At 64.2% G+C, this 26,921-nt stretch carries 22 protein-coding genes; 5 read left to right on the top strand and 17 right to left on the bottom strand.

What is annotated here, in order from left to right; translation table 11 throughout:
* Positions 1-8 precede the first annotated feature (8 nt).
* Entirely contained in the window at positions 9-617 is a 609-nt protein-coding gene (gene lexA / locus IFT57_RS01225; RefSeq protein ID WP_043188277.1) for a transcriptional repressor LexA, read from the bottom strand.
* A gap of 228 nt (positions 618-845) precedes the next feature.
* On the opposite strand from lexA, the gene IFT57_RS01220 reads away from it, so the two are divergent.
* Both IFT57_RS01220 and nagZ read left to right on the top strand, forming a co-directional pair.
* Positions 846-1,553, top strand: a complete 708-nt coding sequence (locus IFT57_RS01220; protein WP_122800541.1) for a TetR/AcrR family transcriptional regulator — start codon at positions 846-848, stop codon at positions 1,551-1,553.
* 45 nt (positions 1,554-1,598) lie between these two features.
* On the top strand, positions 1,599-2,609 hold the full coding sequence (gene nagZ / locus IFT57_RS01215) for a beta-N-acetylhexosaminidase (RefSeq protein WP_192150043.1): 1,011 nt from the start codon (positions 1,599-1,601) through the stop codon (positions 2,607-2,609).
* Positions 2,610-2,626: 17 nt separating this feature from the next.
* On the opposite strand, the gene IFT57_RS01210 is transcribed toward nagZ, so the two are convergent.
* Positions 2,627-3,577, bottom strand: a complete 951-nt coding sequence (locus tag IFT57_RS01210) for a D-2-hydroxyacid dehydrogenase family protein (protein ID WP_192150041.1) — start codon at positions 3,575-3,577, stop codon at positions 2,627-2,629.
* 15 nt (positions 3,578-3,592) lie between these two features.
* A complete protein-coding gene (locus IFT57_RS01205; RefSeq protein WP_192150039.1) occupies positions 3,593-4,609 on the bottom strand; it encodes an alpha/beta fold hydrolase in 1,017 nt (338 codons plus the stop codon).
* 246 nt (positions 4,610-4,855) lie between these two features.
* Between IFT57_RS01205 and IFT57_RS01200 the strand changes: the two genes are divergently transcribed.
* Positions 4,856-5,629: an enoyl-CoA hydratase gene (locus IFT57_RS01200; protein WP_122796849.1), complete on the top strand. Its 774-nt coding sequence runs from the start codon at positions 4,856-4,858 to the stop codon at positions 5,627-5,629.
* A 60-nt stretch (positions 5,630-5,689) separates the two neighbouring features.
* Here IFT57_RS01200 and IFT57_RS01195 read toward each other — a convergent pair whose 3' ends face one another.
* The 6 genes from IFT57_RS01195 to IFT57_RS01170 form a co-directional block, all read right to left on the bottom strand.
* The gene (locus tag IFT57_RS01195; RefSeq protein WP_122712960.1) at positions 5,690-6,841 is read right to left on the bottom strand and encodes an acyl-CoA dehydrogenase family protein; all 1,152 of its coding nucleotides are present in this window, start codon (positions 6,839-6,841) and stop codon (positions 5,690-5,692) included.
* Positions 6,842-6,855: 14 nt separating this feature from the next.
* Positions 6,856-7,947 carry an enoyl-CoA hydratase/isomerase family protein gene (locus IFT57_RS01190; protein WP_192150037.1) on the bottom strand — a complete coding sequence of 364 codons (1,092 nt, stop codon included), beginning with the start codon at positions 7,945-7,947 and terminating at the stop codon, positions 6,856-6,858.
* Between the two features lie 654 nt (positions 7,948-8,601).
* The gene (locus IFT57_RS01185) at positions 8,602-9,402 is read right to left on the bottom strand and encodes an ABC transporter ATP-binding protein (protein WP_122712958.1); all 801 of its coding nucleotides are present in this window, start codon (positions 9,400-9,402) and stop codon (positions 8,602-8,604) included.
* 9 nt (positions 9,403-9,411) lie between these two features.
* Positions 9,412-10,287 (bottom strand): nitrate ABC transporter permease, encoded by an 876-nt coding sequence (ntrB, locus tag IFT57_RS01180; protein ID WP_122478773.1) that lies wholly within the window; start codon positions 10,285-10,287, stop codon positions 9,412-9,414.
* A 27-nt stretch (positions 10,288-10,314) separates the two neighbouring features.
* The gene (locus IFT57_RS01175) at positions 10,315-11,649 is read right to left on the bottom strand and encodes a CmpA/NrtA family ABC transporter substrate-binding protein (protein WP_192150035.1); all 1,335 of its coding nucleotides are present in this window, start codon (positions 11,647-11,649) and stop codon (positions 10,315-10,317) included.
* Between the two features lie 275 nt (positions 11,650-11,924).
* On the bottom strand, positions 11,925-13,211 hold the full coding sequence (locus IFT57_RS01170; RefSeq protein WP_244657229.1) for a nitrate regulatory protein: 1,287 nt from the start codon (positions 13,209-13,211) through the stop codon (positions 11,925-11,927).
* Positions 13,212-13,357: 146 nt separating this feature from the next.
* Here IFT57_RS01170 and IFT57_RS01165 point away from each other — a divergent pair, with 146 nt between their 5' ends.
* The gene (locus IFT57_RS01165) at positions 13,358-14,284 is read left to right on the top strand and encodes a Gfo/Idh/MocA family protein (RefSeq protein ID WP_192150033.1); all 927 of its coding nucleotides are present in this window, start codon (positions 13,358-13,360) and stop codon (positions 14,282-14,284) included.
* Between the two features lie 8 nt (positions 14,285-14,292).
* On the opposite strand, the gene IFT57_RS01160 is transcribed toward IFT57_RS01165, so the two are convergent.
* Positions 14,293-16,617, bottom strand: coding sequence for a DEAD/DEAH box helicase (locus IFT57_RS01160; RefSeq protein ID WP_192150031.1), 2,325 nt, complete (start codon positions 16,615-16,617; stop codon positions 14,293-14,295).
* A 1-nt stretch (position 16,618) separates the two neighbouring features.
* On the bottom strand, positions 16,619-20,068 hold the full coding sequence (gene mfd, locus IFT57_RS01155; RefSeq protein ID WP_192150029.1) for a transcription-repair coupling factor: 3,450 nt from the start codon (positions 20,066-20,068) through the stop codon (positions 16,619-16,621).
* A gap of 337 nt (positions 20,069-20,405) precedes the next feature.
* Between mfd and IFT57_RS01150 the strand changes: the two genes are divergently transcribed.
* Positions 20,406-21,869 carry a glyceraldehyde-3-phosphate dehydrogenase gene (locus IFT57_RS01150; protein WP_122712953.1) on the top strand — a complete coding sequence of 488 codons (1,464 nt, stop codon included), beginning with the start codon at positions 20,406-20,408 and terminating at the stop codon, positions 21,867-21,869.
* Positions 21,870-21,927: 58 nt separating this feature from the next.
* Here IFT57_RS01150 and tcuC read toward each other — a convergent pair whose 3' ends face one another.
* The 6 genes from tcuC to IFT57_RS01120 all read right to left on the bottom strand — a co-directional run bounded on the left by tcuC (position 21,928) and on the right by IFT57_RS01120 (position 26,876).
* Positions 21,928-23,217: an MFS transporter gene (gene tcuC / locus IFT57_RS01145; RefSeq protein WP_192150026.1), complete on the bottom strand. Its 1,290-nt coding sequence runs from the start codon at positions 23,215-23,217 to the stop codon at positions 21,928-21,930.
* 180 nt (positions 23,218-23,397) lie between these two features.
* On the bottom strand, positions 23,398-23,622 hold the full coding sequence (locus IFT57_RS01140; RefSeq protein WP_192047426.1) for a DUF6555 family protein: 225 nt from the start codon (positions 23,620-23,622) through the stop codon (positions 23,398-23,400).
* A gap of 117 nt (positions 23,623-23,739) precedes the next feature.
* Positions 23,740-24,990 (bottom strand): D-mannose isomerase, encoded by a 1,251-nt coding sequence (locus IFT57_RS01135; RefSeq protein ID WP_192150024.1) that lies wholly within the window; start codon positions 24,988-24,990, stop codon positions 23,740-23,742.
* Positions 24,991-25,096: 106 nt separating this feature from the next.
* On the bottom strand, positions 25,097-25,252 hold the full coding sequence (locus IFT57_RS01130) for a hypothetical protein (protein WP_192150022.1): 156 nt from the start codon (positions 25,250-25,252) through the stop codon (positions 25,097-25,099).
* Positions 25,253-25,288: 36 nt separating this feature from the next.
* Entirely contained in the window at positions 25,289-26,512 is a 1,224-nt protein-coding gene (locus tag IFT57_RS01125; RefSeq protein ID WP_192150020.1) for an MFS transporter, read from the bottom strand.
* An 88-nt stretch (positions 26,513-26,600) separates the two neighbouring features.
* Positions 26,601-26,876 carry a DUF3253 domain-containing protein gene (locus IFT57_RS01120; protein ID WP_192150018.1) on the bottom strand — a complete coding sequence of 92 codons (276 nt, stop codon included), beginning with the start codon at positions 26,874-26,876 and terminating at the stop codon, positions 26,601-26,603.
* Positions 26,877-26,921 lie beyond the last annotated feature (45 nt).

The raw sequence follows: 26,921 nt of genomic DNA, 5'->3' as shown, positions 1-26,921 counted from the left end.
ATGCCTCCTTATCGACGAATGACGCCGACGCTCAGACCTTCAATGACCAGATCCTGATCTTTGAGGTCGACTTCAATGGGTGCGAAGTCGGGATTTTCCGCGACCAGGAAAACCTTGTTGCCTTCACGCTGGAACCGTTTCACGGTGACTTCGTCGCCGATGCGCGCGACCACGATCTGCCCGTTGCGTACCTCGCGGCAGGTGTGCACGGCAAGCAGATCACCGTCGAGAATGCCGACGTCGCGCATGCTCATGCCCTGTACGCGCAGGAGGTAGTCGGCGCGCGGATGGAAGAAGCCCGGGTTGATCTTGCAGGACTCTTCGATGTGTTCCTGCGCCAGTATCGGTGCACCTGCAGCAACGCGCCCGACGACCGGCAGGCTGGCGTCGTCGTTGCGGGCTTCGGAGCCGGGGATGCGGATGCCGCGCGAGGCGCCTGGAGTCATCTCGATGGCGCCTTTTCGCGCCAGGGCCTTGAGGTGTTCCTCGGCCGCGTTTGGTGACTTGAACCCCAGTTCCTGAGCAATTTCCGCACGGGTAGGTGGAAAGCCATTGTCGTCAAGGCAGCGCTTGATGAAGGCCAGAATTTCAGCTTGGCGTGGCGTCAATTTCAACATGTCGATGGCTCTGTCTTTTTGTACAGTGACTGGGATTATATACAGTAGATGGCCCTTGGCAATACCGTTTTCCGGGCGCGTCGCCTGCCGAAGTTCGCATGCTGCGCTAAGGCGATGAATTTGTATGCTTTAATACGTGACCCACGGCCACAAAAAGGCCGTATGGACTTGACAGTTACGCACTTTGAAACGTATGTTTCAAACAAGTGTTTGTCAGGCGGAGTTGCCATGGCCCAGTCGGAAACCGTTGAACGCATCCTCGATGCCGCAGAACAGCTTTTTGCGGAAAAAGGCTTCGCGGAAACCTCGCTGCGCCTGATCACTAGCAAAGCCGGGGTCAACCTGGCGGCAGTGAACTACCACTTCGGTTCGAAGAAAGCGCTCATCCAGGCGGTATTCTCCAGATTTCTCGGGCCCTTCTGCGCCAGCCTCGACCGTGAGCTGGAGCGGCGGCAAGCCAGCGCGATGCCCAAGGCCAGCCTGGAAGAGCTGCTGGAAATTCTGGTAGAGCAGGCACTCGTCGTTCAACCGCGCAGCGGTAACGACCTTTCCATCTTCATGCGCCTGCTCGGCCTGGCCTTCAGCCAGAGCCAGGGCCACTTGCGTCGTTACCTCGAAGACATGTACGGCAAGGTCTTTCGCCGGTACATGCTGCTGGTCAACGAAGCCGCACCACGCATTCCCCCTCTGGAGCTGTTCTGGCGCGTGCATTTCATGCTGGGCGCCGCGGCGTTCAGCATGTCCGGGATCAAGGCCCTGCGTGCCATTGCGGAAACCGACTTCGGCGTCGACACCTCGATCGAGCAGGTGATGCGCTTGATGGTGCCGTTCCTCGCCGCAGGCATGCGCGCGCAGAGTGCGGTAACCGATCAGGCCATGGCCGCCGCTCAACTGCGGCCACGCAGCAAGAGCACCCCGGCTGCTGCCAAGGCCTGACGTGTGCCGGGTCGCCCTCCAGCTCCCTCTCTACAAGGAAAATCCATGAGCGCTCGTCTGCAAGGCTCCCTGATGGTCGACGTTGCCGGTACCTGGCTCAGCGCCGAGGACCGCCATCTGCTGCGCCAGCCCGAAGTTGCCGGGCTGATCATTTTCGCGCGCAACATCGAGCATCCGCGCCAGGTACGCGAGTTGACCGCCGCGATTCGCGCTGTTCGGCCCGACCTGATTCTGGCTGTGGACCAGGAGGGCGGGCGTGTGCAACGGCTGCGCCAGGGCTTTGTGCGTCTGCCGGCCATGCGCGAGCTGGCGCACCACGCGGATGCGGCCGGCCTGGCCGAGCATTGCGGCTGGCTGATGGCCGCCGAGGTGCTGGCGGTGGGGCTGGACCTGAGTTTTGCGCCGGTGCTGGATCTGGATCACGGGCGCAGCGCCGTGGTCGGCACCCGCGCGTTCGAGGGCGACCCCGAGCGGGCCACGCTGCTGGCGGGCGCGTTCATCCGCGGCATGAACGCGGCCGGCATGGCGGCGTGCGGCAAGCATTTTCCCGGTCACGGCTGGGCGGAAGCCGATTCTCATGTGGCGATTCCTACCGACGAGCGCAGCCTCGAGCAGATTCGTGCCTGCGATCTGGTGCCATTCGCGCGGCTGGCGGGCAAGCTGGCGGCGGTCATGCCGGCACATGTCATTTACCCGCAGGTGGACAGCAACCCCGCAGGCTTCTCGCGCCGTTGGTTGCAGGACATATTGCGCGGCGAGTTGGGCTTCGATGGAGTGATTTTCAGCGACGACCTGTCGATGGCCGGCGCCCATGTGGTCGGCGACGCCGCCAGCCGTATCGAGGCAGCCCTGAGTGCTGGTTGTGACATGGGCCTGGTGTGCAACGACCGCGCGGCGGCCGAGCTGGCCTTGAGCGCCGCGCAGCGCATGGGCGTGCAGCCCTCGCCACGCATCGCCGCCATGCGCGGCCGCACCCACGCCGACGTCGAGTACCGTCGGCATCCACGTTGGCAGCAGGCGACAGCGGCACTGCGCGGCGCCGGGCTGATCGACTGATCGTTTCGGCCAGCGGGTCAGCGGGTCAGCAGGCGCACCGGCTGGCCCGAATGCCAGGCCAGTATGTCTTCGATCATCTGGCTGAAGAACAGCCGATAGTTGTTGCCGCTGACGTAGCCGATGTGCGGCGTTGCCAGCACGTTGGGCAGGGTCCGGAACGGATGGTCCGGCGCCAGTGGTTCTTCGTCGAACACGTCCAGCGCCGCGCCGCCCAGGTGGCCGTCACGCAGGGACTGAATCAACGCCGTTTCGTCAATGATGGGGCCGCGCGACGTGTTCACCAGCCGCGCGCCCGGCTTCATCCATGCCAACGCCTGGGCATCGACCAGTCCCCGGCTGCGGTCGCTCAGCACCAGGTGCACGCTCAGCACGTCGGCCTGCTCGAACAGTTGCTGCTTGCTCACGCATTCGACCCCCACCTGCGCCGCCCGCTCGGGCGTCAGGTTCTGGCTCCAGGCAATCACCCGCATGCCGAACGCCTGACCGAAGCGGGCCACCTTTTCACCGATACTGCCCAGGCCCAGCAGGCCCAATGTGCTGCCGTGCAGATCGCCACCCAGGCCGATCTGCCAACCGCCAGCGCGCAGCGAGTTGGCTTCGCCGAGCAGATCACGGGTCAGCGCCATCAGCAGCGCCCACGTCAGTTCCGGCGCAGCATGCTTGTAGCTGTCCGTGCCGGCCACCTGAATGCCCAGGCGGTCTGCGGCCTGCAGGTCGATGGCTGCGTTGCGCATGCCCCCGGTCACCAGTAGCTTGAGCTGCGGCAGTCGTTCGAGCAGGCCGGCGTCGAATAGCGTGCGTTCACGCATCACGCAGATGATGGCGTAGGGCGCAAGGCGCTCGGCCTGCACTGCGCTTTCGCCGGGGTAATCGTGAATGAAATCGAGCTCGCCTACGGCTTGCAGCGGGGTCCAGTCGACCACGCTTTCAGCCACCGATTGCCAGTCGTCGATGACGGCTATTCGCATGGGGGTTGCCTCTTGTCACAGCGGTTTCTGGGGAGTGTCCAGCCAATCGAGCAGGGCCTTGTGGAAGCGCGCCGGCTCCTCCATTTGCGGTGCATGGCCAAGCCCGGCAAATTCCACCAGGGTGCTGTGAGGAATCAGCTGGCTGGCCTGTTTGCCCAGCACGGTGTATTTGCCCAGCGTGGCCTTGACCTGGGGTGGCGCGATGTCGCTGCCGATCGCCGTGGTGTCGGCGTCACCGATCAGCAGCAGGGTCGGCACCTGCAGGTCCTTGAACTCGTAGACCACCGGCTGGGTGAAGATCATGTCGTAGATCAATGCCGAATTCCATGCCACCAAGGTATGCCCCGGGCCCTTGTTCAACCCCGCCAGCATGTCTACCCAACGGTCGTACTCAGGCTTCCAGCGACCACCGTAATAGGTGCTGCGCTCGTAGTTGCGGATGCCTTCGGCGGTGACCTTGGTCTCGCGTTCGAACCACTGGTCGACGCTGCGATAGGGCACGCCCATGGCTTTCCAGTCTTCCAGGCCGATGGGATTGACCATGGCCAGGCGCTCGGTGTCTTCGGGGAACATCAAGGCGTAGCGAGTCGCGAGCATGCCGCCGGTGGAATGACCCATGATCACCGCTTCCTTGACCCCGATGCGGGTCAGCAGGTCATGGGTATTGTTCGCCAACTGCTGGAAGCTGTATTGATAGTGCTCAGGCTTGCTGGAGGTGCAGAAGCCGATCTGGTCGGGCGCCACCACGCGGTACCCGGCATCGCTGAGCGCCTTGATCGAGCTTTCCCAGGTAGCACCGCAGAAATTCTTGCCATGCATCAGTACCACGGTGCGGCCGTTGGCCTTGCCGTTGGCGGCGACGTCCATATAACCCATCTGCAGGCTTTTGCCCTGGGACTCGAAGGCGTAATGTTGCAGCGTGTACGGATAGTCGAAGCCTTGCAGTTCGGGGCCGTAGCTGGGCGACGAATCGGCGGCCAGCAGTGGTTGGGCAAAAATGCTGGCGAGCGCCAGCGTGGACAGGCGAAGCATGGGGGACCTCCTGGAGTGGACTGTGATGCAGCGTGGATGCTTGGACGCAGGGTGTCGCAGGTCCGCACCATAGCATCCATTGGAGGCTGGCATGGGCCGGTGGTGCCCGGCTGCGGCCGAAGAATGTCCGGTATCAGGTTTCAGAATGCTACAAACACGACACGCGATCATGGGCAGTACGCCGCCCAGGGGTCGATACAACAATAATCAGCGGGGCAGAAAATGCCTCTACCTGGAGACAATGCCATGGCTTTTGAAACCATCCTCTTGGAAACACGCGGCCGCGTAGGCTTGATCACGCTCAATCGACCGCAGGCGTTGAATGCCCTCAACGCGCAGTTGATCGACGAATTGAACCAGGCCCTCGATCGCCTGGAAAGCGATCGCGAGATCGGCTGCATCGTCCTTACCGGATCTGCCAAGGCGTTTGCCGCCGGCGCCGACATCAAGGAAATGGCGGAGCTGCGCTACCCGCAGATCTACCTCGACGATCTGTTCCACGAGAGCGACCGGGTCGCCAATCGGCGCAAGCCGATGATCGCTGCCGTGGCCGGCTTTGCCCTGGGCGGGGGTTGCGAGCTGGCGTTGATGTGCGATTTCATCCTTGCCGCCGACAATGCCAAGTTCGGCCAGCCGGAGATCAAGCTCGGCGTGCTGCCGGGCATGGGCGGCACCCAGCGTCTGACCCATGCAGTGGGCAAGGCCAAGGCCATGGAGCTGTGCCTGACCGGCCGCTTGATGGGCGCCGAGGAAGCGGAGCGGGCGGGGCTGGTTGCCCGTATCGTGGCCGCCGACCGACTGCTTGACGAGGCGCTGGAGGTTGCGCAGCAAATCGCGGCGAAGTCGCTGCCGATCGCCATGATGGTCAAGGAGAGCGTCAACCGCGCTTTCGAAGTGAGCTTGTCCGAAGGCGTGCGTTTCGAGCGGCGGGTGTTCCACGCGGCGTTTGCCAGCGAAGATCAGAAAGAGGGCATGGCTGCGTTCATCGCCAAGCGCGAGCCGCAGTTCAAGGGTTATTGAGCAAAAAGGGGGACTGGTCGTTGACCAGCCCCCCCTCACTGGCACTTGTTCCATGCGGTGCTACAGCAGATAGTTGCGCAGCTCGCGGGCTATCAACATGCGCTGGATCTCGCTCGAGCCTTCGTAGATCTGGGTGATGCGCGCGTCGCGGTAATACTTTTCCACGGGGTAATCTTCGAGATAACCGTAGCCTCCGTGCACCTGCACGGCGCTGGAGCAGACCCGTTCGGCCATTTCCGAGGCGAACAGCTTTGCCTGCGAGGCTTCGGACAGGCACGGTAGACCGGCACTGCGCAGGCGTGCGGCGTGCAGCACCAGCAGGCGTGCAGCGTTGACCTGCACCTGCATGTCGGCCAGCAGGTTGGCCACGCTCTGGTGTTCGATGATCGGCTTGCCGAACTGCACGCGTTCGCGGGCGTAGCCCAGTGCCGCTTCGAAGGCGGCGCGCGCGATGCCCAGCGCCTGGGCGGCGATGCCGATACGGCCGCCTTCGAGGTTGGACAGGGCGATATTAAGGCCCTTGCCGCGTTCGCCGAGCAGATTGGCGGCAGGTACTCGGCACTGACTCAAGGTGATTGCACAGGTGTCGGAGGCACGGATGCCGAGCTTGTGCTCGCTGCGGTCGACGGTGAAACCTGGGGTGTCGGTGGGCACCAGGAAGGCCGACAGGCCTTTCTTGCCCAGCTCTGGGTCGGTGACTGCAAAGACGATGGCCAACTTGGCACGTCGTCCATTGGTGACGAACTGCTTGGCGCCGTCGATCACCCAATGTTCGCCGTCGAGCACGGCGCGGGTGCGCAGATTGTTGGCTTCGGAACCGGCCTGGGGTTCGGTGAGGCAGAAACAGCCGATCACCTCGCCACTGGCCAGGGCGGCCAGCCAAGTGTCCTGCTGGGCCGGGCTGCCGTAGTTGAGCAGGGGCCCGCAGCCTACCGAGTTGTGAACACTCATCAATGCCCCCAACGCGCCGTCGGCAGCGGAGATCTCTTCCACCGCCAGGGCATAGGCGACGTAATCGGTATAGCTGCCGCCCCACTGTTCGGGCACCACCATGCCCAGCAGGCCGAGGGCGCCCATCTGTGCCACCAGGGCATCGTCGATCCAGCCCGCCTGTTCCCAGGCACGGGCGTGGGGCGCCACTTCGGCGCGGGCGAAGTCGCGCGCCATGTCGCGAATCATGATCTGTTCTTCGCTCAGTTCCAGGTCTTGCATGGCAGACTCCGGCCTCAGAGGCCTTGGAAGAATGGCTCGACGCGTGCGCGTGTGAGCCGGTCTAGCGTCGGTGGGTTCCAACGCGGGTTCTTGTCTTTGTCGATCAGTAAAGCACGCACGCCCTCGATCAGGTCACCCTGTTCGAACCACTGGCGGTTGAGATGCAGTTCCAAGGCAAAGCAGGCTTCCAGGCTGCAGTGGCGACCGCGGCGCAGCAGCTCCAGGGTCACTGCCATGGCCAGCGGTGAACGGGTGCGCATCAGCTGCGCGGTGCTCTGTGCCCACGCCTGGCTGTCGGCTACGTTCACTTGCTCCAGCTGTTCGACCAGGCTGGTCAGGTCGTCCTGGCCGAAAAAATGATCGATCGCCGGCCGCAAGCGGTGCAGCGGGGCGTCGGCAAGCGTTTGCACACCGAGGCGGGCAAGCACACCCTGCAGGTCCTTGAGGGCATTGTCGCTCCACTGCAGTTTGTCCAGGCGCTCATCCAGCAGGCCGAGGCGGTCGCTTTCCACGTACCAGTCGGCCAAGCCGCAGTAGAGCGCATCGGCTGCCTCGATCTGGACGCCGGTGACGCCCAGGTAGGTGCCGATTTCGCCGGGGATGCGGCTGAGGAAATAGCTGGCGCCGACATCGGGAAAATAGCCGATGGCCACTTCGGGCATGCCCAGCTTGCTGCGCTCGGTGACCACGCGCAGTTCGGCTGCCTGTGCCAGGCCCATGCCGCCGCCCAGGGTATAGCCGTCGAGCAGCGCCATGACTGGCTTGCGGTACTGATGCAGGCATTGGTCCAGGGCATATTCTTCGTTGAAGAACACTTCGCGCAGGGCGTCCTGGTTGAGATGGCTGTGGTAGAGGCTGCGGATGTCGCCACCGGCGCAGAAGCCACGGTCGCCGGCGCCGCGCAGGACGACGGCATGGATGTGCGGGTCCAGGGCCCAGGCATCCAGGTAGCCGCGCAGGGCTCGGATCATGTCCAGCGTGAGCGCATTCAGACCGGCGGGACGGTTGAGGGTCACGTGACCGATGTGGTTGCGGACCTCGCCGAGCACTTGAGTGTCGAGGTCCAGCGGGGACCGCTGGAGCGGGGGGAATACCTGAGCTGTCATCGCTGAATCCCTGCTTGTTATTGATTTCCTGAGATAAATGAGCGGACCAGGCGATCGTGACAGGCAAGTTTGCAGCTTTCAATGCAGATTAATGCAGGTGTTGCCTGCAAATTTGCACGGGTTGCACGCGCTGGTCGGCATTCAGTAGACCGACCCCAATCAGCGTTCGTTCGCCGCGCCTCGTGGCAGCCACCCCGTGGGAGCGGTCATCGGCCGCGAAAGGAGCACCGCGGATCGACAGATGCACCGCGCCGCCCGTTTCGCGGCCACGGACCGCTCCCACAGGGGATTGCATTCACCGTAGGAGCGGTCATCGGCCGCGAAAGGAGCACCGGGGATTGCCAGATGCACCGCGCTGCCCGTTTCGCGGCCACGGACCGCTCCTACAGGGGATTGCATTCACCGTAGGAGCGGTCATCGGCCGCGAAAGGAGCACCGCGGATTGCCAGATGCACCGCGCTGCTCGTTTCGCGGCCACGGACCGCTCCCACAGAGGGGGCGGTCACCGTAGGAGCGGTCATCGGCCGCGAAAGGGGCACCGCGGATTGCCAGACGCACCGCGGCGCCCGTTTCGCGGCCACAGACCGCTCCTACAGGGGGGGTGCATTCCTCTGTAGCAGCGGCGCGAGCCGCGTCGGCGATCACTGAGGTAGATCAGGCAACCGCTTCGATGACTTTGCCCTGCTTCTCGTAGAGGAAGCTGAGCACCGCCAGGCGGTACTGGTTGTAGCGCGGGTCGTCGGCCAGGGCCAGTCGGCTGCGCGGACGCGGCAGGTCGATGGTGAGGATTTCGCCGATGGTCGCGGCCGGACCGTTGGTCATCATCACAATGCGATCTGACAGCAGCACCGCCTCGTCGACATCGTGGGTAATCATCATCACCGTGTTGTGCAGCTCGCTCTGAATGCGCATCACCTCATCCTGAAGGTGCGCCCGAGTCAGAGCATCGAGGGCGCCAAACGGCTCGTCGAGCAACAGCACCTTGGGCTGCATCGCCAGCGCCCGGGCGATGCCGACGCGCTGCTTCATGCCGCCGGATATCTCGCTCGGACGCTTGTGCAGGGCGTGGGTCATGTTGACCATTTCCAGGTTGTGCAAGGTCCAGGCGTGGCGTTCGCTTTTGCTCTTGCTGCGCTTGAAGACCTTGTCCACCCCCAGCGCGACGTTTTCATAGACGGTCAGCCAGGGCAGCAGCGAATGGTTCTGGAACACCAGGCTGCGGTCGGGCCCCGGCTGGCGCACTTCCTTGCCGTCGAGGATCACCGCGCCGTTGCTCGACTCGATGAGCCCGGCGACGATGTTCAGCACCGTCGACTTGCCGCATCCCGAATGGCCGATGATGGAAATGTACTCGCCACGCGCGACGTTGAGGTTGATGCCGCGCAGCACCTGGCTGGTGACGCCGTCGCGCTCGAAGTGCTTGTCGACGTTTTCGATACTCAAGTAATGGCTCATGTTGCCTCCTCAGCTTTGCGAAGTGCCGCGGGTGACCAGGCGTCCGACCATCGCCACCAGGCGGTCGAGGCAGAAGCCGACCACCCCCACGTAGGCCAGGGCGAGGATGATGTCGCTGATGCGCGAAGCGTTCCAGGCGTCCCAGATAAAGAAGCCGATGCCGACGCCGCCGATCAGCATCTCGGCGGCGATGATCGCCAGCCACGACAGGCCGACGCCGATGCGCAGGCCGGAAAAGATGTAGGGCGCGGCAGCGGGCAGCATGATCTTGCTGAAGTATTCCGCGCCATTGAGGCGTAGCACCTTGGCCACGTTGCGGTAGTCCTCGGGGATGTTGCGCACGCCGACCGAGGTGTTGATGATGATCGGCCAGATGGCGGTGATGAAGATCACGAAGATCGCCGAAGGATAGCTGTCCTTGAAGCCAGCCAGCGAAAGCGGCAGCCAGGCCAGGGGGGGCACGGTGCGCAGGATCTGGAACAGTGGATCGAGCCCGCGCATCGCCCAGGTCGACTGCCCCACCAACACGCCCAGGCTGATCCCCACCACCACGGCCAGGGCGTAGCCATAGGCGACCCGCGACAGGCTCGCCAGCAACTGCCAGGCCATGCCCTTGTCATTGCCGCCGTTGTCGTAGAACGGATCGACGATCAGCTCCCAGGTGTCGGTGATCACTTGCGTAGGCGGCGGCAGCGCTGCGCCCTTGCCACTGCAGACCAATTGCCAGACCAGCAACAGCAGCGCGCCGATCACCACCGGCGGCAGACACTGCTGAAGCACGAAGCGCCGGGTGTTCTTCAGCAAGCCCGCCAGTACCGGCGGCTTGACCTGAGCCTTGGCGACCGCTTGCGCGGCGCTGTGCAGCTTCTTCACTTCAGCATTCATGATGACCTCCGGTGCGTGCGGGAAACATCAGGCCAGGGCCTTGATGGACAGGCTGTCGAGATAGGCCTGAGGGTTCTGTGGATCGAAGGTCTTGCCGTCGAAGAAGGTTTCGATGCCGCGCGAGTCGGAATCGGGAATCTGCGCCGCTGGCACGTTCAGTTCCGCAGCAGCCAGGCGCCACAGGTCGGAGCGATTGACCTTGGCAATCAGCGCCTGGCTGTCGAAGTCCTTGGGCAGGTAGCCCCAGCGCTTGTTCTCGGTAAGGAACCACAGGTCGTGGCTCTTGAACGGGTAGGAGGCGAAGTCATCCCAGTAGCGCATGATGTGCGGACTGTCGTCGACCACCTTGCCGTTGCCGTAATCGAAGTTGCCTTTCATGCGCTCGGTGATGTCGGCGACAGGCGCGTTGATCCAGCGCCGCTTGGCGCAGATCTGCGCGACTTCTTCCTTGTTCTGCGGCTGCTCGCAGAACATCTGCGCTTCCATCACCGCCTTGAGCAGCGCCTTGGTCGCGTTGGGGTTCTTGTCGACGTAGTCGGCGCGCAGGGCCAGGGCTTTCTCCGGATGCTTGTTCCAGATCTCGCCGGTGGTGTTGGCGGTGTAGCCGATCTTCTGGTTGATGAGCTGGGCGTTCCACGGCTCGCAGACGCAGAAGCTGTCCATGCTGCCGACCTTCATGTTGGCAACCATCTGCGGCGGCGGCACGACGATGGTCGACAGGTCCTTGTTCGGGTCGATGCCGCCTGCGGCCAGCCAGTAGCGCAACCACAGGTCATGGGTGCCGCCGGGGAAGGTCATCGCCGCGTTGACGGTCTTGCCGCTGGCACGCTTGCTGGCCAGCGCCGCTTTGAACGGTGCGGAATCCAGGCCCAGCTTGAGGTCGGCGTGTTCGTTGCCCACCGAGATGCACTGGCCGGCCAGGTTCAGGCGCGCGACGATGTACATGGGCACCGGCTGGTTGTTGGGAGTGACCTTGCCGGCCGCGATCAGGTAGGGCATGGGGGTGAGAATGTGTGCGCCGTCGATGCCATTGGCGGCCGAGCCGAGCACCAGGTTGTCCCGCGTGGTACCCCAGGACGACTGCTTGAGCACTTCCACCCCGGTCATGCCGTGCTTGGCGAAAAAGCCTTTCTCGTCGGCGACGAACAGCGGCGCGGCATCGGTGAGGGCGATGAAGCCCAGCTTGGCCGTGGTGGTTTCCAGGCCGTCGCTCCCCGCCGCCCACACCGCCGAAGACAGCCCCGGTGGCAGCAGGCCGAGGGCGGCGCCGGCACCGGCGACGGTCAACGACTGCTTGAGAAAGTGCCGACGCTTGGCGTCGTGTGCGCTTTCCGGGTGTCCTTTGAAAGGCTTGTCATCCATCGCTGATTCCCCTGCTGGTGGCGGCCAAAAAAAATGCAAAAAAAAACGATGTTCACGCGTTCCCGGCAGTGCTGCCGGGAACGCGTGGACACCGTTGTCCAGGATTCGAAATGTCGACCGCAGGTGGCTGCGGTCCTGCAGGTCTCAAAGCAGATTGCGTGCCAAGGCGGCGGCAGCCACGCCCCGTGGCTGTTTGTCAGCGCCCGCTTGCGCCGCCGTGCACGGATGCGGAGCATGCCGCGTGCCGGGTGCGCAAATAGGGCGCAATGTCGGCATCAACCCTTGCCGGCCACGGCCAGTACGTTCTGCGCCATGTCGACCATACGCAGCCCGCGCGACATCGCCGATTGCCGCAGTCGGGTATAGGCTTCGCTCTCGCTCAACGCGTATTCATTCATCAGCAGTTGCTTGGCACGTTCCACCAGCTTGCGTTCGTTGAGCGCCTGGCGCGCCTCGTCCAGTTGCAGATTGGCGTCCTGCAGACGATGGGTCTGGGCCTGCAGCAGGTCCAGCAACGAGCGGCCCATCTGTGGGCCGTGGCCGTCGGGCGCCGGGCTGCCGAGATCGCTGGCATGCACGCTGAACAAGCGGGCATCGCCGCAGCCCATGGTTTCCAGGCTGGCCAGGCGCTGCAGCAGCACGCGGTGGTTGTCCAGGTCGGCGTGGGCCAGCTTGATGCTGCTCTGGCAGCTGGCGAGCAGTTGTTCGGCCAGGTGTTTCTCTACTTCGTGCATCTGGTCGATGCGCTGGCTGTGCAGTTCGAACCACAGCTGCGACAGGCCCGGGTCGACGGGGTATTGCGCCGAGGTGCGCATACCCACCTCGCGCAGGCGTACCAACTGTGCGGTGATCTCGCTGCGCTGCAGGTCGGCCCAGCGCTGCCCGGCCACAGGGTCGGCGAACTCGTCGAAGGTCTGGAAGCAGCGCTGCTGGCTTTGCGTCAGGTGAAGGATGCGCTCCTGCACACCGGCATCGAAGAAGCCTGCCGAGAAGCCTGCCACGCCGGTGGCGCGTTCCTGGCCGGCCAGCTCCTTGCCCTGCATGAAGTTGAACAGCGCCACCAGCACTCGGGTGATACTGGGATCGATGGCAGTGTCGGCCGCTTCGAACACCACCGCCATGAGCCCACCCACCAGGCGGGTCAGGGCCGCCGTGGCGACGCCGGGGCCCAGCAGACGTTCGCGGATGCGCCGACGCAGCCCGGGCAGTTCGTCGAAGCCATGCAGAACGTAGGCCACACGGTTGAACAAGCGGGCACGGTCGGCAGCGCTGGCCGCGTTCAGGTCCGTGGCCTGCAACCGCTGCAGCACATCCTGTTCCAGTGCCCGTGCCTGTTCGGTGTGCACGTCCAGTTGGCTGCGGTAGGTTTCGACCTGGCTGCCCAGGTAGAGATTGGTGTAGCCCCGCTCGCGCTGCAACGCATGCACCAGACGGCTGATCAAGGTCACCAGCTCGCAGGTGTCGGCGAGTCCGCGCAGACCTTCCAGCTCGCTGCGGCGGGCGGCCAGCATGAAGCGCAGGGCAGGGGGCATGGGGCGTTCAGGCAGGGCGCGATCGGGCATGGCGGGCTCGCAACTTCGGTGATGGACAGCCCGACTGCATGCAAGTCCCGGTCCGATCCCCGTTGGCCGCTTGTACGCCGCTGCGTATGCCGGCAGCCGCGTAACTGCTATAACGCCCCAGCCAAACAATAAAAAAGGAGTGAACGATGTCCCCCATTCGTCTCGGCGTGGTCGGCTACGGCAAGATCGCCCAGGATCAGCATGTGCCCGCCCTGCGCGACAACCCCGCCTTCGAACTGGCTGCAGTGGCCACGCTGGGCGCACCTTGCCCTGGTGTGGCGTCTTTCGGCAGCCTGCGCGAGCTGCTCGACCAACGTCCGGATATCCAGGCGCTGGCCTTCTGCACGCCGCCCCAGGGCCGTTATGCACAAGTGCGTGAAGCCTTGCAGGCCGGCAAGCATGTGCTGGTGGAAAAACCACCCTGCGCAAGCCTCGGTGAGGCCATGGCATTGGTCGAACTGGCCGCCGAGAAGGGCGTGACGTGCCTGTTCGCCTGGCACTCACGCTTCGCCGCAGGCGTCGAGGCCGCGCGGGCCTGGCTGGTGGGCAAACGGCTGCAGGCGGTCACGGTCCAGTGGAAGGAAGACGTGCGCAAGTGGCACCCGGGCCAGCAGTGGATCTGGCAGGCCGGGGGCCTGGGTGTGTTCGATCCGGGTATCAACGCCCTGTCGATCATCAGCCACGTCTTGCCCGAACCGCTGTTCGTCACCCACGCCAGCCTGCGCTTTCCCGACAACCGGCAGGCGCCGATTGCGGCCGACCTGACCATGAGTGACGCCACCGGCCTGGCGGTCAGCGCCGCGTTCGACTGGGACCATGGCCACGACGAACTGTGGCAGATCGAGGTGCGCTGCGCCGAAGGCTGCCTGCGCCTGACCCATGGCGGTGCACACCTGCTGATCGACGACGTACCGCAGACGCTCGCAACGACAGGCGAATACCCGTTGCTCTACCGGCACTTCGCGCAGCTGATCGAGGCCGGTCGAAGCGATACCGACCTGCAGCCTCTGCGTCTGGTGGCTGATGCGTTCCTGCTGGGAGAGCGCGAAACGGTAGCCGACTTCGTCGACTGAACCCGCGTTCAGCGGCGCTGGGCAGGCGGGCTTGGCAGGGGCGCGAGCAGGGCGTCGATATCGTCGCCCTGCAGGCGCCAGTCACTGCCTTCGCGGGCATCGAGAACGCCCGCTGCCAGGGCCGACTTCTCCTGCTGCAGGCGCTGGATCTTTTCTTCCACGGTGCCACGGGTGATCAGCTTGTAGACGAACACCGGTTTCTCCTGGCCGATCCGATAGGCGCGATCGGTGGCCTGGTGCTCGGCTGCCGGGTTCCACCACGGATCGTAATGGATGACCGTGTCCGCCGCCGTCAGATTCAAGCCCACCCCGCCGGCCTTGAGGCTGATCAAAAAGATCTGCAGCTTGCCGTCCTGGAAGTCCTTGACCGGCGCCCGCCGGTCGCGGGTGGTGCCGGTGAGCAGCGCATAGGGCACGCCGCGCTTGTGCAGCTCCTGTTCGATCAGGCCCAGCATCGAGGTGAACTGGGAAAACAGCAGAATGCGCCGACCGTTGCCCAGCAGTTCGTCGAGCAATTGCAGCAGACTGGTCAGCTTGCCCGAACTGTGCCCTGGTGCAGGTGGCGCAACGCTGTTGACCAGACGCAGGTCGCAGCAGACCTGACGCAGCTTGAGCAACGCTTCGAGAATGATGATCTGGCTGCGCGCCAGGCCCTTGCGGTCGATCTCGGCCCGGACCTTCTTGTCCATGGCCAGGCGTACCGTCTCGTACACGTCGCGCTGCGCCTCATTGAGTTCGACCCAGTGGACGATCTCGCTCTTGGCCGGCAACTCGGTGGCCACCTGTTCCTTGGTCCGACGCAACAGGAACGGCTTGATGCGCGCGTTCAGATGTTGCAGGCGTGCCTCGTCGCCTTGCCTTTCGATCGGCACGCGGTAGTTGCGGCTGAACTGTTTGCTGTCACCCAGCCAGCCGGGCATGAGGAAATGGAACAGCGACCACAGTTCGCCCAGGTGGTTTTCCAGCGGCGTGCCGCTCAGGCACAGGCGTTGTCGTGCGTTCAGCTGGCGCGCCGTCTGCGCGGCCTTGCTGCCAGGGGTCTTTATGTACTGGGCTTCGTCGAGTACCAATACGTGCAGCGGCACCTGCTCGAGCACCTCGATGTCCTTGGGCAGCAGGGCATAGGTGGTCAGCAATACGTCGTAATCGGCCAGATGGTCGAAATGTTTCTTGCGCGTGGCACCATGCAGCGCGAGAACCTTGAGGGTCGGCGCGAAGCGGGCGGCCTCGTCCTGCCAGTTGGGCACCAGGCTGGTGGGCATCACCACCATGGCCGGGCGATCCAGGCGCCCCGCCTGTTTTTCGATCAACAGGTGGGCAAGGGTCTGCAGGGTCTTGCCCAGGCCCATGTCGTCGGCCAGGATGCCGCCCACTTCCAGCTGCCGCAGGGCCTGCATCCAACTCACGCCCTCGAGCTGGTAGGGGCGCAAGGTTGCATTCAGGCCTTCGGGTGCTGCCACCGGACAGTGGCGAATGTCGCGCAGCCGTTCGGCGAAATGGCGTACCTGCTCGCCGCCTTGCCAATCCAGGGACAATGCCTGCAGCCCCTCCAGGCGCGTGGCATCGGCTGTGGCCAGGCGGATCGAGGTTTCCCCAGGCTCGCGCAGGTAGAAGTCACCCAGGGTCGCCAGCACCGGCTTAAGGCGACAATAGGGCAGGGCGACCTGCAGGGTTCGCTGGCCGCCGAGGTGGGAGGTGTGGATGGGCACCAGAATCTGCTCGTCGTCGCGCCGTCGCGCCAGGTGCGCCGGGTTGAGCAACTCAGGGTGGCTGCGCAACAGGTTGAGCAGGATCGGCAGCAGGCTCAGCGGCTCGCCGTCGACCACGATGCCCAGCTCCAGATCGAACCAGTCGCGTTCCGGCCCTTCTTCGATTGCGGCGTACCAGCGCTCGACCGGCGTCAGGTCAAAGGCGAAATCTTCGGCGTACTCGATTTCCCAGCCTTGCTCGCGCAACCCCGGCAGTTCGTTGAGGATGAAACGCAGCCAGGCGGCATCGCTGGGCAGCTCGAAGATTTCCCCGGCGCTTTCGGGCAGAGCCTTGCTTTGACGGGTGGCGAGTTTGAACCCGATGCCCTGCAACTGCTCGCGCAGGGCCCGCTCGGCGGCCGGCTGGCGCTGGATCCGGGCGCTCTGGTTGTTCCACTGGCGAGCCACGGCAGTAGGCCGCGGGCCGCTGACATACTCCCCCGCGTAGCCGTAGGCGAGCGCCGCGCGGTGCTGCACGTAGCGCTGCATCTTGCCGTTGCGCGGTTCGAAAGCGCTGAACTCGACACTGCCCAGCCACAACCGAGGGCGCGGTTGCAGGGTATCGATCAAGCGCTCCTCGGGCATATCAACCGGCTTTCGGCGTGAGACGTTCGAACAGCGCCTCGATGACGTTGAAACGCTCCTCGGCGCGCTCCATCGGCACCATGAACTTGAACAGCGTGGCGCCTTCGAACTTGTAGCGCTTGGGCTGGCTCTGGATCAGCTTGATCAGGGTCAGCGGATCGACCGGCGTGCTGGCGCCGAACTCGATGCGTCCACCCTGCGGGCCGCCATCAACCTTGGTGATGCCCAGTTGCTCGGCCTGCAGCTTGAGCAAGGTCAGGCGCACCAGGTTCTTGGTCGGCTCCGGCAGCAGGCCGAAGCGGTCGATCATCTCCACCTGCAGGTCCTTGAGACCGTCCTCGTCCACCGCCGAGGCGATGCGCTTGTAGAGAATCAGCCGGGCGTGCACATCGGGCAGGTAATCCGCGGGAATCAGTGCCGGCAGACGCAGGTTGATTTCCGGGCCGCCACCCAGCGGCTGGTCGAGGTTGGGTTGCTCGCCCTTGCGGATCGATTTCACCGCGCGTTCGAGCATTTCCATGTACAGGGTAAAACCGACTGCCTGAATCTGCCCGCTCTGGCCTTCGCCGAGCAGCTCGCCCGCACCGCGGATCTCCAGGTCGTTGGTAGCCAGAACGAAACCCGCCCCTAGGTCCTGGGTATTGGCGATGGCTTCGAGGCGCTTTTCCGCGTCCGGGGTGATCTGCTGGCGCGGCGGAGTCAGCAGGTAGGCGTAGGCCTGGTGGTGACTGCGCCCCACACGGCCGCGCAGCTGGTGCAGCTGGGCCAGGCCGAATTTGTCGGCACGCTCGATGATGATGGTGTTGGCGCTGGGCACGTCGATGCCGGTCTCGATGATGGTCGAGGCAATCAGTACGTTGAAGCGCTTGTGGTAGAAGTCGCTCATCACCTGTTCGAGCTCGCGCTCGCGCATCTGCCCGTGGCCGATGCCGATGCGTGCCTCGGGCACCAGTTCGGCGAGGTCGGCGGCGCATTTCTCGATGGTCTTCACATCGTTGTGCAGGTAGTACACCTGGCCACCGCGCAACAGTTCGCGCAGCAGTGCCTCCTTCACGGTGCTCTTGTTCTGCTCCATGACGAACGTGCGCACCGACAGCCGCCGCGCCGGCGGCGTGGCGATGATCGAGAGGTCACGCATGCCGGCCACGGCCATGTTCAGGGTGCGCGGGATCGGCGTGGCCGTCAGGGTCAGGATGTCGACCTCGCTGCGCAGGGCCTTGAGCGCTTCTTTCTGGCGGACCCCGAAGCGGTGTTCCTCGTCGATGATCACCAGGCCCAGGTTCTTGATCTTGACGTCGTCCTGCAGCAGCTTGTGGGTACCGATGACGATGTCGATCTTGCCTTCGGCCAACTGCTCGACGGCGGCGCCGACTTCCTTGGCCGACTTGAAGCGACTCATTACCTCGACACTGACCGGCCAATCGGCGAAGCGGTCGCGAAAGCTGTTGTAGTGCTGCTGGGCGAGCAGGGTGGTCGGCACCAGAATGGCCACCTGGCGACCACCGTGCACGGCGATGAACGCGGCGCGCATGGCCACTTCGGTCTTGCCGAAGCCGACGTCGCCGCACACCAGGCGGTCCATCGGCTTGGGCGCCAGCATGTCGTGGCGCACCGCGTCGATGGCCGACTGCTGGTCCGGGGTTTCCTCGAAGGCGAAGCCGGCACTGAACGTGGCGTAGTCCAGCGCCGGATCGGCGAAGGCATAGCCTTTGCGGGCAGCACGGCGGGCATAGATGTCGAGCAGCTCGGCGGCCACGTCGCGGACCTGCTCGGCCGCCTTGCGCTTGGCCTTCTGCCAGGTTTCCGAGCCGAGCCGGTGCAGCGGCGCCAGCGCGTCGTCGCTGCCGGTATAGCGGGCGATCAGGTGCAGGTTGGCCACCGGCACGTACAGCTTGGCGTTCTCGGCGTAGGCCAGGGTCAGGAACTCGGCAACCTGATTGTCGATCTCCAGCGTCGCCAGACCCAGGTAGCGGCCCACGCCGTGGTCGATGTGCACCACCGGCGCGCCTTCACGCAACTCGGTGAGGTTCTTGATGACATTGTCGTTGGCGGCGTCGGCACGCTTGTCGCGACGCCGCCGCTGCATGACGCGCTGGCCGAACAGCGGGCTTTCGGCGATCAGGGCCAGGGCCGGGTCGAGAATCTGCAGGCCCTCGTCCAGTGGCGCGATGGTGATCGCCAGGCGCTCCTTGCCCTGGGCAAACTCCTCCCAACCGTCCACGGTCCTCGGGCGGACCTTGAGCCGCTCGAGCAACTCCAGCAGCACTTCGCGGCGGCCAGCCGATTCGGCGGTGAACAACACCCGTCCGGGGAACTGGTCGAGGAATCCGGCCAGTGCAGCGAGGGGCTGGCTGGCCTTGGCCTCGATGGCCAGGTCGGGCAGTTGCGCCGCGGCGAAGCGTTCGCGGCCCGCTCCCGGCTCCAGATCGTCCTGGCTGACGATGACGCGCGGCCAGGTCTTCAGTTGCGCAAAGCAGTCTTCCACCGGCATGAACAGTTCGGCTGGCGGCAGCAAGGGCCGCGCGGGATCGACCCGGCGCTCTTCATAGCGGTTGCGCACATCGCTCCAGAAATGCTCGGCGGCCTGTTCAATGCCGGGCAGGGAAAACACTTGGGTGTCCTGGGGCAGGTAGTCGAACAGGGTCGAGGTTTCTTCGAAGAACAGCGGCAGGTAGTACTCGATGCCGGCCGGCGTGATGCCGCTGCTCAGGTCCTGGAAGATCGGGCAGCGCCGGAAGTCGACGTCGAAGCGTTCGCGAAAGCGCGCCTTGAAGCGGGTCACCGCCTCTTTCTGCAGGGGGAACTCGCGCGCCGGCAGCAGGCGGATCGATTCGACCTTGTCGATGGAGCGCTGGGTCTCCGGATCGAAGGTGCGCAGGGTCTCGATCTCGTCGTCGAACAGGTCGATCCGGTAGGGCAGTTTGCTGCCCATGGGGAACAGGTCGATCAGCGCGCCGCGCACGGCGAACTCGCCGTGTTCATAGACCGTGTCGACATAGCGATAACCGCTGGCTTCCAGGCGCGTGCGCATCTGCTCCACATCCAGGCGCTGGCCAACATCCAGCACCAGGCTGCTGCCGAGCAGAAACTGGGTCGGTGCCAGCCTGTGTAGGGCAGTGGTGATGGGCACTACCAAAACCCCGTGCGCCAGCTCGGGCAGGCGGTAGAGGGCGGCGATGCGCTGGGAGATGATGTCCTGATGCGGCGAGAACAGGTCGTAGGGCAGGGTTTCCCAGTCGGGGAAATGCAGCACCGGCAACTGCGGGGCGAAAAAGCGCAGTTCCTGTTCCAGCCGATCGGCGCTCTGGCTGTCGGCGGTCAGCAGCAGGGTGAAGCGCTTGGCGGCATTGGCCGCTTCGGCGATCGCCAGGCTCAGGGCGGCCCCGGGCAGGTTGCCCCAGGCATGTTTGCCTGCCGAGGCAGGGAGTTGCGGAAGGCGCAGAACAGGCACGGGAGGTTGAGCTCCAAGCGTTGCGGCGGAAAACGGGGATTGTACCGGGGCGGCCGTGGGCTGTCAGGTGCTGTTATGGCGTTGTACCCATGCGGCGGCCTTTGCGGGCGGATCGCGTAGGTTCTGGGATGATGGGCATTGCCTTTTCTGGCAGCGGACAGTGCCAGCGAGGGGCACGCGACGTTTCTCGCCATAAAACCGCCGGGTACGTTCTACACCATTGGCACCTATGGGTTTTTTTGACGGCCCCATTCGCCAAACTTCACGACGCCGATAAGCGCGGATTGCTCCAGCCGCGCGGCGAAGTCATAATGTAGCCCGTTTTCTCAGCCCCTACATGTGGAAGGTTACCGTGACTCAGAAGCCCGACCAGTGTCTTGGTGAATGGATCGATCGTGAAGCACTCGCCGAAGCGATGATTCCGTTGATCGGCCAGCTCTACCGCAATAACAACGTAGTCACCTCCATCTACGGCCGCAGTCTGATCAACCGTTCGGTGATCGAACTGCTCAAGGCGCATCGCTTCGCTCGCCACCGCCAGTCCGATTCCTCGGAGCTGTCGGTGCACGAGACGTTCCCGCTGATCAAGGCGATGAGCGAACTCAAGCTGGGCGCCGCCTCCGTCGATCTGGGCAAACTCGCGGTCAAGTTCAAGGAAAGCGGCAACGGGCGCAGTGCCGAACAGTTCGTGCGTGAAGAACTGGCAGACGTGGTCGGCAAGCAGAACGAAGGCGAGCGTACCGGTACCGACGTGGTGCTGTACGGTTTCGGCCGCATCGGCCGCCTGCTGGCGCGGATTCTGGTCGAGAAGGCCGGGGCTGGCGATGGTCTGCGTCTGCGCGCCATCGTCGTGCGCAAGGGCGCCGACAACGACCTGGTCAAGCGCGCCAGCCTGCTGCGTCGCGACTCGGTGCACGGTTCGTTCGACGGCATCATTCATGTCGACGAAGCCAACAGCACCCTGACGGTGAACGGCAACCTGATCCAGGTCATCTACGCCAAGAACCCGAGCGAAGTCGACTACACCCAGTACGGCATCAAGAATGCCCTGCTGGTCGACAACACTGGCGTGTGGCGCGATGCCGACGGCCTCGGCCAGCACCTGGCCTGCCCCGGCATCGACCGCGTGGTGCTGACCGCACCGGGCAAGGGCAAGCTGAAGAACATCGTGCACGGCATCAACCACGGCCAGATCACCGCTGACGACAAGATCGTTTCGGCGGCGTCCTGCACCACCAATGCCATCGTGCCCGTGCTCAAGGCGGTCAACGACAAGTTCGGCATCGTCAACGGCCACGTCGAAACCGTTCACTCGTACACCAACGACCAGAACCTGATCGACAACTTCCACAAGGGCGACCGTCGCGGCCGTTCCGCGGCGTTGAACATGGTCATCACCGAAACCGGTGCTGCCACTGCCGCTGCCAAAGCCTTGCCTGAACTGGCCGGCAAGCTGACCGGCAACGCGATCCGCGTACCGACGCCGAACGTCTCCATGGCCATCCTCAACCTGAACCTGGAGAAGGCCAGCACTCGCGAAGAAATGAACGAGTACCTGCGCTACATGGCGCTGCATTCGGACCTTTCCCGGCAGATCGACTTCGTCAACTCGCAGGAAGTGGTATCGACCGACTTCGTCGGCTCGCGCTACGCCGGTGTGGTCGATGCCGAAGCCACCATCTGCAATGACAACCGTGTCGTGTTGTACGTCTGGTACGACAACGAGTTCGGCTACAGCTGCCAGGTAGTGCGCGTGATGGAAGACATGGCGGGCGTCAACCCTCCAGCTTTCCCTCACTGAGCCTGACCGCTGAATGAAAACGCCCCGACTGGTTCGGGGCGTTTTTTTTTGCGGGGTATCAGGCCTGCGCCGCCAACGCAGTACGCTGCGCATGGCGGTCGCCACGAAACAGCACCAAAGTCGCCACCAGGCCCAACACCGCCGCGCCACTGAGCCAGATGCCCGGTGCCGCCTTGTTGTCCAGGGCATGAATCAGATAGGTGCACGCGACCGGGGTGAACCCGCCAAACGTCGCCGTGGCCAGGCTGTAGGCCAGGGAAAACCCGGTGGTGCGCACGTCCAGCGGCATGATCTCGGTCAGCGCCACGACCATGGCACCGTTATACGATCCATACAGGAACGACAACCACAGCTCGACCGTCAGCAGACGCGCGAAGCTGGGGTCAGCCACCAGCCATGACAAGGTCGGATAGGCCGTCAGAATCGCCAGCAGCGTGGCCGCCAGCAGCAACGGTTTGCGCCCGATGCGGTCCGACAGCGCGCCCATGATCGGCAACCAGATGAAGTTGGAAATGCCCACCGCCATGGTTACCAGCAACGCATCCATGTCGGACAGGTGCAGCTCGTTCTTGCCGAATGTCGGCGTGTAGGCAGTAATCAGGTAGAACGACACGGTGGTCATCACCACCAACGCCATGCCCGCCAGCACCAGACGGAAATTCTGCGCCACCGAATGCACGACCTGCTTGAGCGTAGGCCGGTGAGTACGGGCCTCGAACTCGGGCGTCTCTTCCAGCGAACGGCGAATGAAAAAGATCACCGGCACGATCATGCAGCCCACCAGGAACGGCACCCGCCAGCCCCATTCGCCCATCTGTCGTGCATCCAGGAAGTGGTTGAGCAATACCCCCAGCAGGCCGGCGAAAACCACGGCGACCTGCTGACTGGCGGACTGCCAACTGACGAAGAAGCCCTTGCGCCCCGGTGTGGCGATTTCGGCCAGGTACACCGATACGCCGCCAAGCTCGACGCCTGCCGAAAACCCCTGCAGCAGCCGGCCGAGCAGCACCAGCAGCGGCGCCGCCACGCCCAGGGTCGCGTAGCCCGGTACGCAGGCAATTAACACCGTGCCCATGGCCATCAACGCCAGGGTCACGATCAACCCTTTGCGGCGCCCGTGCCGATCGATGTAGGCACCGAGAAAGATCGCCCCGAGCGGGCGCATCAGAAAGCCGGCACCGAAGGTGGCCAGCGATAGCATCAGCGATGCGAAGGCGCTGTCGGCCGGGAAGAAGGTCTTGGCGATTGCCGTGGCGTAGAAGCCGTAGACCATGAAATCGAACATTTCCAGGAAATTGCCGCTGACAACGCGAAAGATCGCCTTGCCTTTACCCACCTCAGACGTCATGGCCGTGCTCACTCTACTTGATCTTGTTGGTGATCCCTGGACTCGAATACCTGGCCCAGCAGGCACGGGTATCCAGCACCGGGAACATATCTTGTAACGATATGTTGCAGATCGACCTCAGGTAAAGTGAATTCGTTCGCTAGCTAAGTAACAGAATGGACAAGTAACTGCCGACTTCGCTCAGGCAGGACGCCAGCTCACTGCGTGAATGCCGAATTTCTCTGCCGAGGGCTGGCTGGTCTTGGCTACGTGTTCACGACCGAATCGACCGATGCGGCCCACCCCGGCGTCGCAGCTCGCCCAGTGCCAGGCTTCGCTGGCGTCCATTTTTTCAGCTCTGATGACGAATGACTTGGGATCGCCGTGAAGGGTGTAGTCGATGACGAACAGTTTCGCGTTGTTCATGGGGCCGGGGTTCTTCCTTGTGATGTGCGGCGTGATGTGCGTCGGAGTATGGCCCGCCAGAAAAATTCCGTCGGATCGGCGCGCCCGCGCCAATCCGCGGATTGCACGGCAGCTCGTTCAGCCCAGGCCGGCCTGGCGGGCCAGCGCGGTTGCCAGGCTCGGGGCCAGCGGCAAGGTCGGCAATAACGTCGCCTGGTAGGCATGGTAGAGATCGGGCTTGCCCGGCCAGATGGTCCCTGCCGGTCGATTGTGCGCGTCGAGTTCGTGGTGCCAGCTGCCGTGCTCGCGGTCGATCAGGTAAAGGTCGATGTAGTCCCAGAACTCGCGATACCAGTGCTCGTAACGGCTATCCCCGGTGCGCTGGTACAACGCTGCGGCGGCAGCCACCGCCTCGGCCAGCGTCCAGTGCAGGCGTTGAGCGACCACTGGCCGGTGCTGCCAGTCGATGGTGTAGACAATGCCCGGCTGGCCGTCCACGGCCCAGCCCAGGTCGCAGGCTGCGGCGAACAGGCGCTGGGCGTCGTCGGCCAGCCAGCCTGGGTTAGCCAGGCCGATGCGGTGCCGGGAGGCTTCCAGGTGCAGCAGCAATCGGGCCCACTCGAATGCGTGCCCTGGAGTTTGCCCGTATGGGCGAAATTCGTCCGCTCGGCGCTCGTGGTTATAGTCCTCCAGGGGTTGCCAGCAGGCGTCGAAATGTTCGACCGGCAGGTAACTGGCAGCGGCCGCGTGGTGGTGAATCAGCCGCTCACTGATCGCCAGTGCACGAGCCAGCCATTTATCCTCGTTGCAGACGTCGGCCAGCGCCAGGCAGGCTTCCACGCCGTGCATGTTGCTGTTGCCACCGCGGTAGCTTTCCCGGTCGGTCCAGTCCTGGGCGAAGGACTCCAGCAATGCCTGCTCCTCCTCGCACCAGAAGCGTCGTTCCAGCACATCGACCGCATCCGTCAGCAACGCTGTCGCGCCGGGCCGTCCGGCGGCAACCGCCGAGCTCGCCGCCAAGGCAACGAAGGCATGCAGGTAGGCTTGCTTGCGCTCTGCAGCCACGGGTTTCTCGCTGGCATGCCAGCCGCCGTGACGTGCGTCACGCAGCGGGCCCTGCAGCGCACGGATACCGTGGTCGACCATGGCCGCGCTGCCTGGGAGTCCCTGCAGGCAGGCGAGGGCGAAGCTGTGGGTCATGCGCGCGGTCTGAATGGTCAGTGCGCCGCTGGACAGCAGCGGTTGGCCGCGGTGGTCGAGGTCGGCGAAACCGTTCTCGATCCGCGCGGCCTTGGCAAACTCCAGCAATCGCTCCCCCTGCAGGGCCAGCCACTGCCGGTGGGCGGGAAGGGTCAACCAACTGTTCGCGGCGGGAGTAAGGGGCTCCATCTGTACCAATGCCTCGCTAGGGAATGCAGGAAGCATCCAGCATAGCGGGGCGCATTGGCGCTTGGGCGGCACCGACCCTCAGAGTCAGGCTTGTGGCAGATTCGGCCTATTGATAGGACTCTTCATCCTCGTCATCTTCTTCTTGAAGCGGCACGGTGGCATCTTTGGTGGTCACTGAGCCAGGATCCTCGCTGCCTGGATCGTTGATGAAGGGCACACCGGTGGGGCCTTTCTCTTCTTTGCCTTCTGTTTCAGGTGTCATGGTCATTCTCCTGTTGGCGACCTGCAGGCGGTCGCCTCAGACGTTGGACGCCCGGGCACGCACGACGTTCATGCTGACCATGGCCACCACCGCAACCAGGGCAACCAGCACGCTGAAAAACTCGGCTGAATGATGCAGGCCGAACTGTGGAATGCTCACGCCGACCGCAATCACCGGCACCGACATGGACAGGTAGTAAACGATGAATAGCGCCGAGGTCACGCCGGCTTTCTGGCCGGCAGGCGCGGCATTGGCCACTGCGCCCATGCCGGCGCGGAAGGTCACGCCCTGGCCGATGCCGCTCAAGGCGCCGCCCAGTACCAATAGCCATAGCTGGGCGCTGGCGATACTCATGCCCAGGCAGGCCACGCCCACGATCAGCACGCTGCAACCGATGCTCATTTGCGCAGTGTCGCGGATCCGCCGGACCCAGGCCTGGCCGACGACCGAGCCGGCAAACAGCACGAAGATCACGGCGCCGATCACAACCCCACCGTCGTGACCCATGACCTGACGCATGATCGACGGCACCAGCGAGGTGAACAGTCCCGTCACGCTGAAACCGGCGAGGCCGGCAATGGCCGCAGGAATGAACGGCCCGCGCACCGCCGCTGGCAGGCTCGGACGCTGGAAAGCGAGCCGCGGCTTGGCCGGGCGTTGTGCGGTCTCTCTGACAGCCAGGATGGCTGCGGTAGCTGCCAACAGCAGCAGCAGGTGGACGATGAACGCCAGGTGTACGGGCCAGGGCAGGAATTGCGAAGTCACCCCGGCCAGCAATGGCCCCAGGCCCAGGCCGAGCATGTTGGCTGCGGTGGCGACCAGGGTTGCATTGCCTTGCCAGCGCTTGGGCGCCGCTTCGATCACCGCCACCGTGCCAGTACCGGTCATGATACCGGCCGAGAAGCCCGAGATCAGCCGACCGACCAGCAGTCCGCCGATGGAGTCGGTGCAAAGGAAGATCAGCGCACTGAGCGCGCCCATGGCCAGGCCGGCCAGCAGCATCGGTCGCCGGCCCAGTTGGTCGGACCAACTGCCGACTGCCAGCAGGGCGAAGATCACGCCGGCGGCGTAGATGGCGAAGATCAAGGTCACCCAGGTCGGACCGAAACCCAGATGCTGTTGATACAAGGCATACAGCGGCGTTGGCAGGGTGGTGCCGATCATGGTGATCAGAAAGGCCAGGGCGATCAGCCAGAAGCCAGCCCGGTCAGTGCAGGTGCCGTCTGTGACGTCAGGGTCTTGCGCAGGTGTTCGAGTCATCGGTTTCGGCCAGATCGGAGAGGGCGGTCGGAGTAACTGCGTGTGGCAATCAGCCGTACGCCCGTAAACAGCGGCGTCCGGCTTTGCCTCACGGGTGCTTGAAATGCGCGCCGCGACGCAACCGGATCGGCCCTTCGGGTTCGCTGTCCGGGTCGAGCCGCACGTCGCCTTGAGTCACGTCGATGATTCGAGCCGCGGCCAGCGCCCTGGCCACCCGGCGAACCTCGGGCATCAGCGCGCGCCACTGTGGCTCATCCGCCTCCAGCGAGCGAGCCACCTCGGAGGGGCAGATCGAAGCGCCGGGAGCGCGCTGTTCCAGCAGTTGCAGGACGCGGCTGGCGATGACGTCGTCGGGATGGCTCATGGAGGGCGTTCGTCCTTGCAGGCGACATGGCGAATATGAAAACAA

It is taken from the genome of Pseudomonas sp. CFBP 13719, from assembly GCF_014842095.1.
Classification (GTDB): domain Bacteria; phylum Pseudomonadota; class Gammaproteobacteria; order Pseudomonadales; family Pseudomonadaceae; genus Aquipseudomonas.
The sequence above is the reverse complement of the archived record's forward strand: the minus strand, read 5'-3'. Positions and strand labels throughout refer to the sequence as shown.

Excerpts from the sequence above, each read along its gene's own strand:
- lexA (WP_043188277.1), bottom strand. The coding sequence starts at position 617 with ATGTTGAAATTGACGCCACGCCAAGCTGAAATTCTGGCCTTCATCAAG.
- IFT57_RS01220 (WP_122800541.1), top strand. The coding sequence starts at position 846 with ATGGCCCAGTCGGAAACCGTTGAACGCATCCTCGATGCCGCAGAACAG.
- nagZ (WP_192150043.1), top strand. The coding sequence starts at position 1,599 with ATGAGCGCTCGTCTGCAAGGCTCCCTGATGGTCGACGTTGCCGGTACC.
- IFT57_RS01210 (WP_192150041.1), bottom strand. The coding sequence starts at position 3,577 with ATGCGAATAGCCGTCATCGACGACTGGCAATCGGTGGCTGAAAGCGTG.
- IFT57_RS01205 (WP_192150039.1), bottom strand. The coding sequence starts at position 4,609 with ATGCTTCGCCTGTCCACGCTGGCGCTCGCCAGCATTTTTGCCCAACCA.
- IFT57_RS01200 (WP_122796849.1), top strand. The coding sequence starts at position 4,856 with ATGGCTTTTGAAACCATCCTCTTGGAAACACGCGGCCGCGTAGGCTTG.
- IFT57_RS01195 (WP_122712960.1), bottom strand. The coding sequence starts at position 6,841 with ATGCAAGACCTGGAACTGAGCGAAGAACAGATCATGATTCGCGACATG.
- IFT57_RS01190 (WP_192150037.1), bottom strand. The coding sequence starts at position 7,947 with ATGACAGCTCAGGTATTCCCCCCGCTCCAGCGGTCCCCGCTGGACCTC.
- IFT57_RS01185 (WP_122712958.1), bottom strand. The coding sequence starts at position 9,402 with ATGAGCCATTACTTGAGTATCGAAAACGTCGACAAGCACTTCGAGCGC.
- ntrB (WP_122478773.1), bottom strand. The coding sequence starts at position 10,287 with ATGAATGCTGAAGTGAAGAAGCTGCACAGCGCCGCGCAAGCGGTCGCC.
- IFT57_RS01175 (WP_192150035.1), bottom strand. The coding sequence starts at position 11,649 with ATGGATGACAAGCCTTTCAAAGGACACCCGGAAAGCGCACACGACGCC.
- IFT57_RS01170 (WP_244657229.1), bottom strand. The coding sequence starts at position 13,211 with ATGCCCGATCGCGCCCTGCCTGAACGCCCCATGCCCCCTGCCCTGCGC.
- IFT57_RS01165 (WP_192150033.1), top strand. The coding sequence starts at position 13,358 with ATGTCCCCCATTCGTCTCGGCGTGGTCGGCTACGGCAAGATCGCCCAG.
- IFT57_RS01160 (WP_192150031.1), bottom strand. The coding sequence starts at position 16,617 with ATGCCCGAGGAGCGCTTGATCGATACCCTGCAACCGCGCCCTCGGTTG.
- IFT57_RS01150 (WP_122712953.1), top strand. The coding sequence starts at position 20,406 with ATGTGGAAGGTTACCGTGACTCAGAAGCCCGACCAGTGTCTTGGTGAA.
- tcuC (WP_192150026.1), bottom strand. The coding sequence starts at position 23,217 with ATGACGTCTGAGGTGGGTAAAGGCAAGGCGATCTTTCGCGTTGTCAGC.
- IFT57_RS01140 (WP_192047426.1), bottom strand. The coding sequence starts at position 23,622 with ATGAACAACGCGAAACTGTTCGTCATCGACTACACCCTTCACGGCGAT.
- IFT57_RS01135 (WP_192150024.1), bottom strand. The coding sequence starts at position 24,990 with ATGGAGCCCCTTACTCCCGCCGCGAACAGTTGGTTGACCCTTCCCGCC.
- IFT57_RS01130 (WP_192150022.1), bottom strand. The coding sequence starts at position 25,252 with ATGACACCTGAAACAGAAGGCAAAGAAGAGAAAGGCCCCACCGGTGTG.
- IFT57_RS01125 (WP_192150020.1), bottom strand. The coding sequence starts at position 26,512 with ATGACTCGAACACCTGCGCAAGACCCTGACGTCACAGACGGCACCTGC.
- IFT57_RS01120 (WP_192150018.1), bottom strand. The coding sequence starts at position 26,876 with ATGAGCCATCCCGACGACGTCATCGCCAGCCGCGTCCTGCAACTGCTG.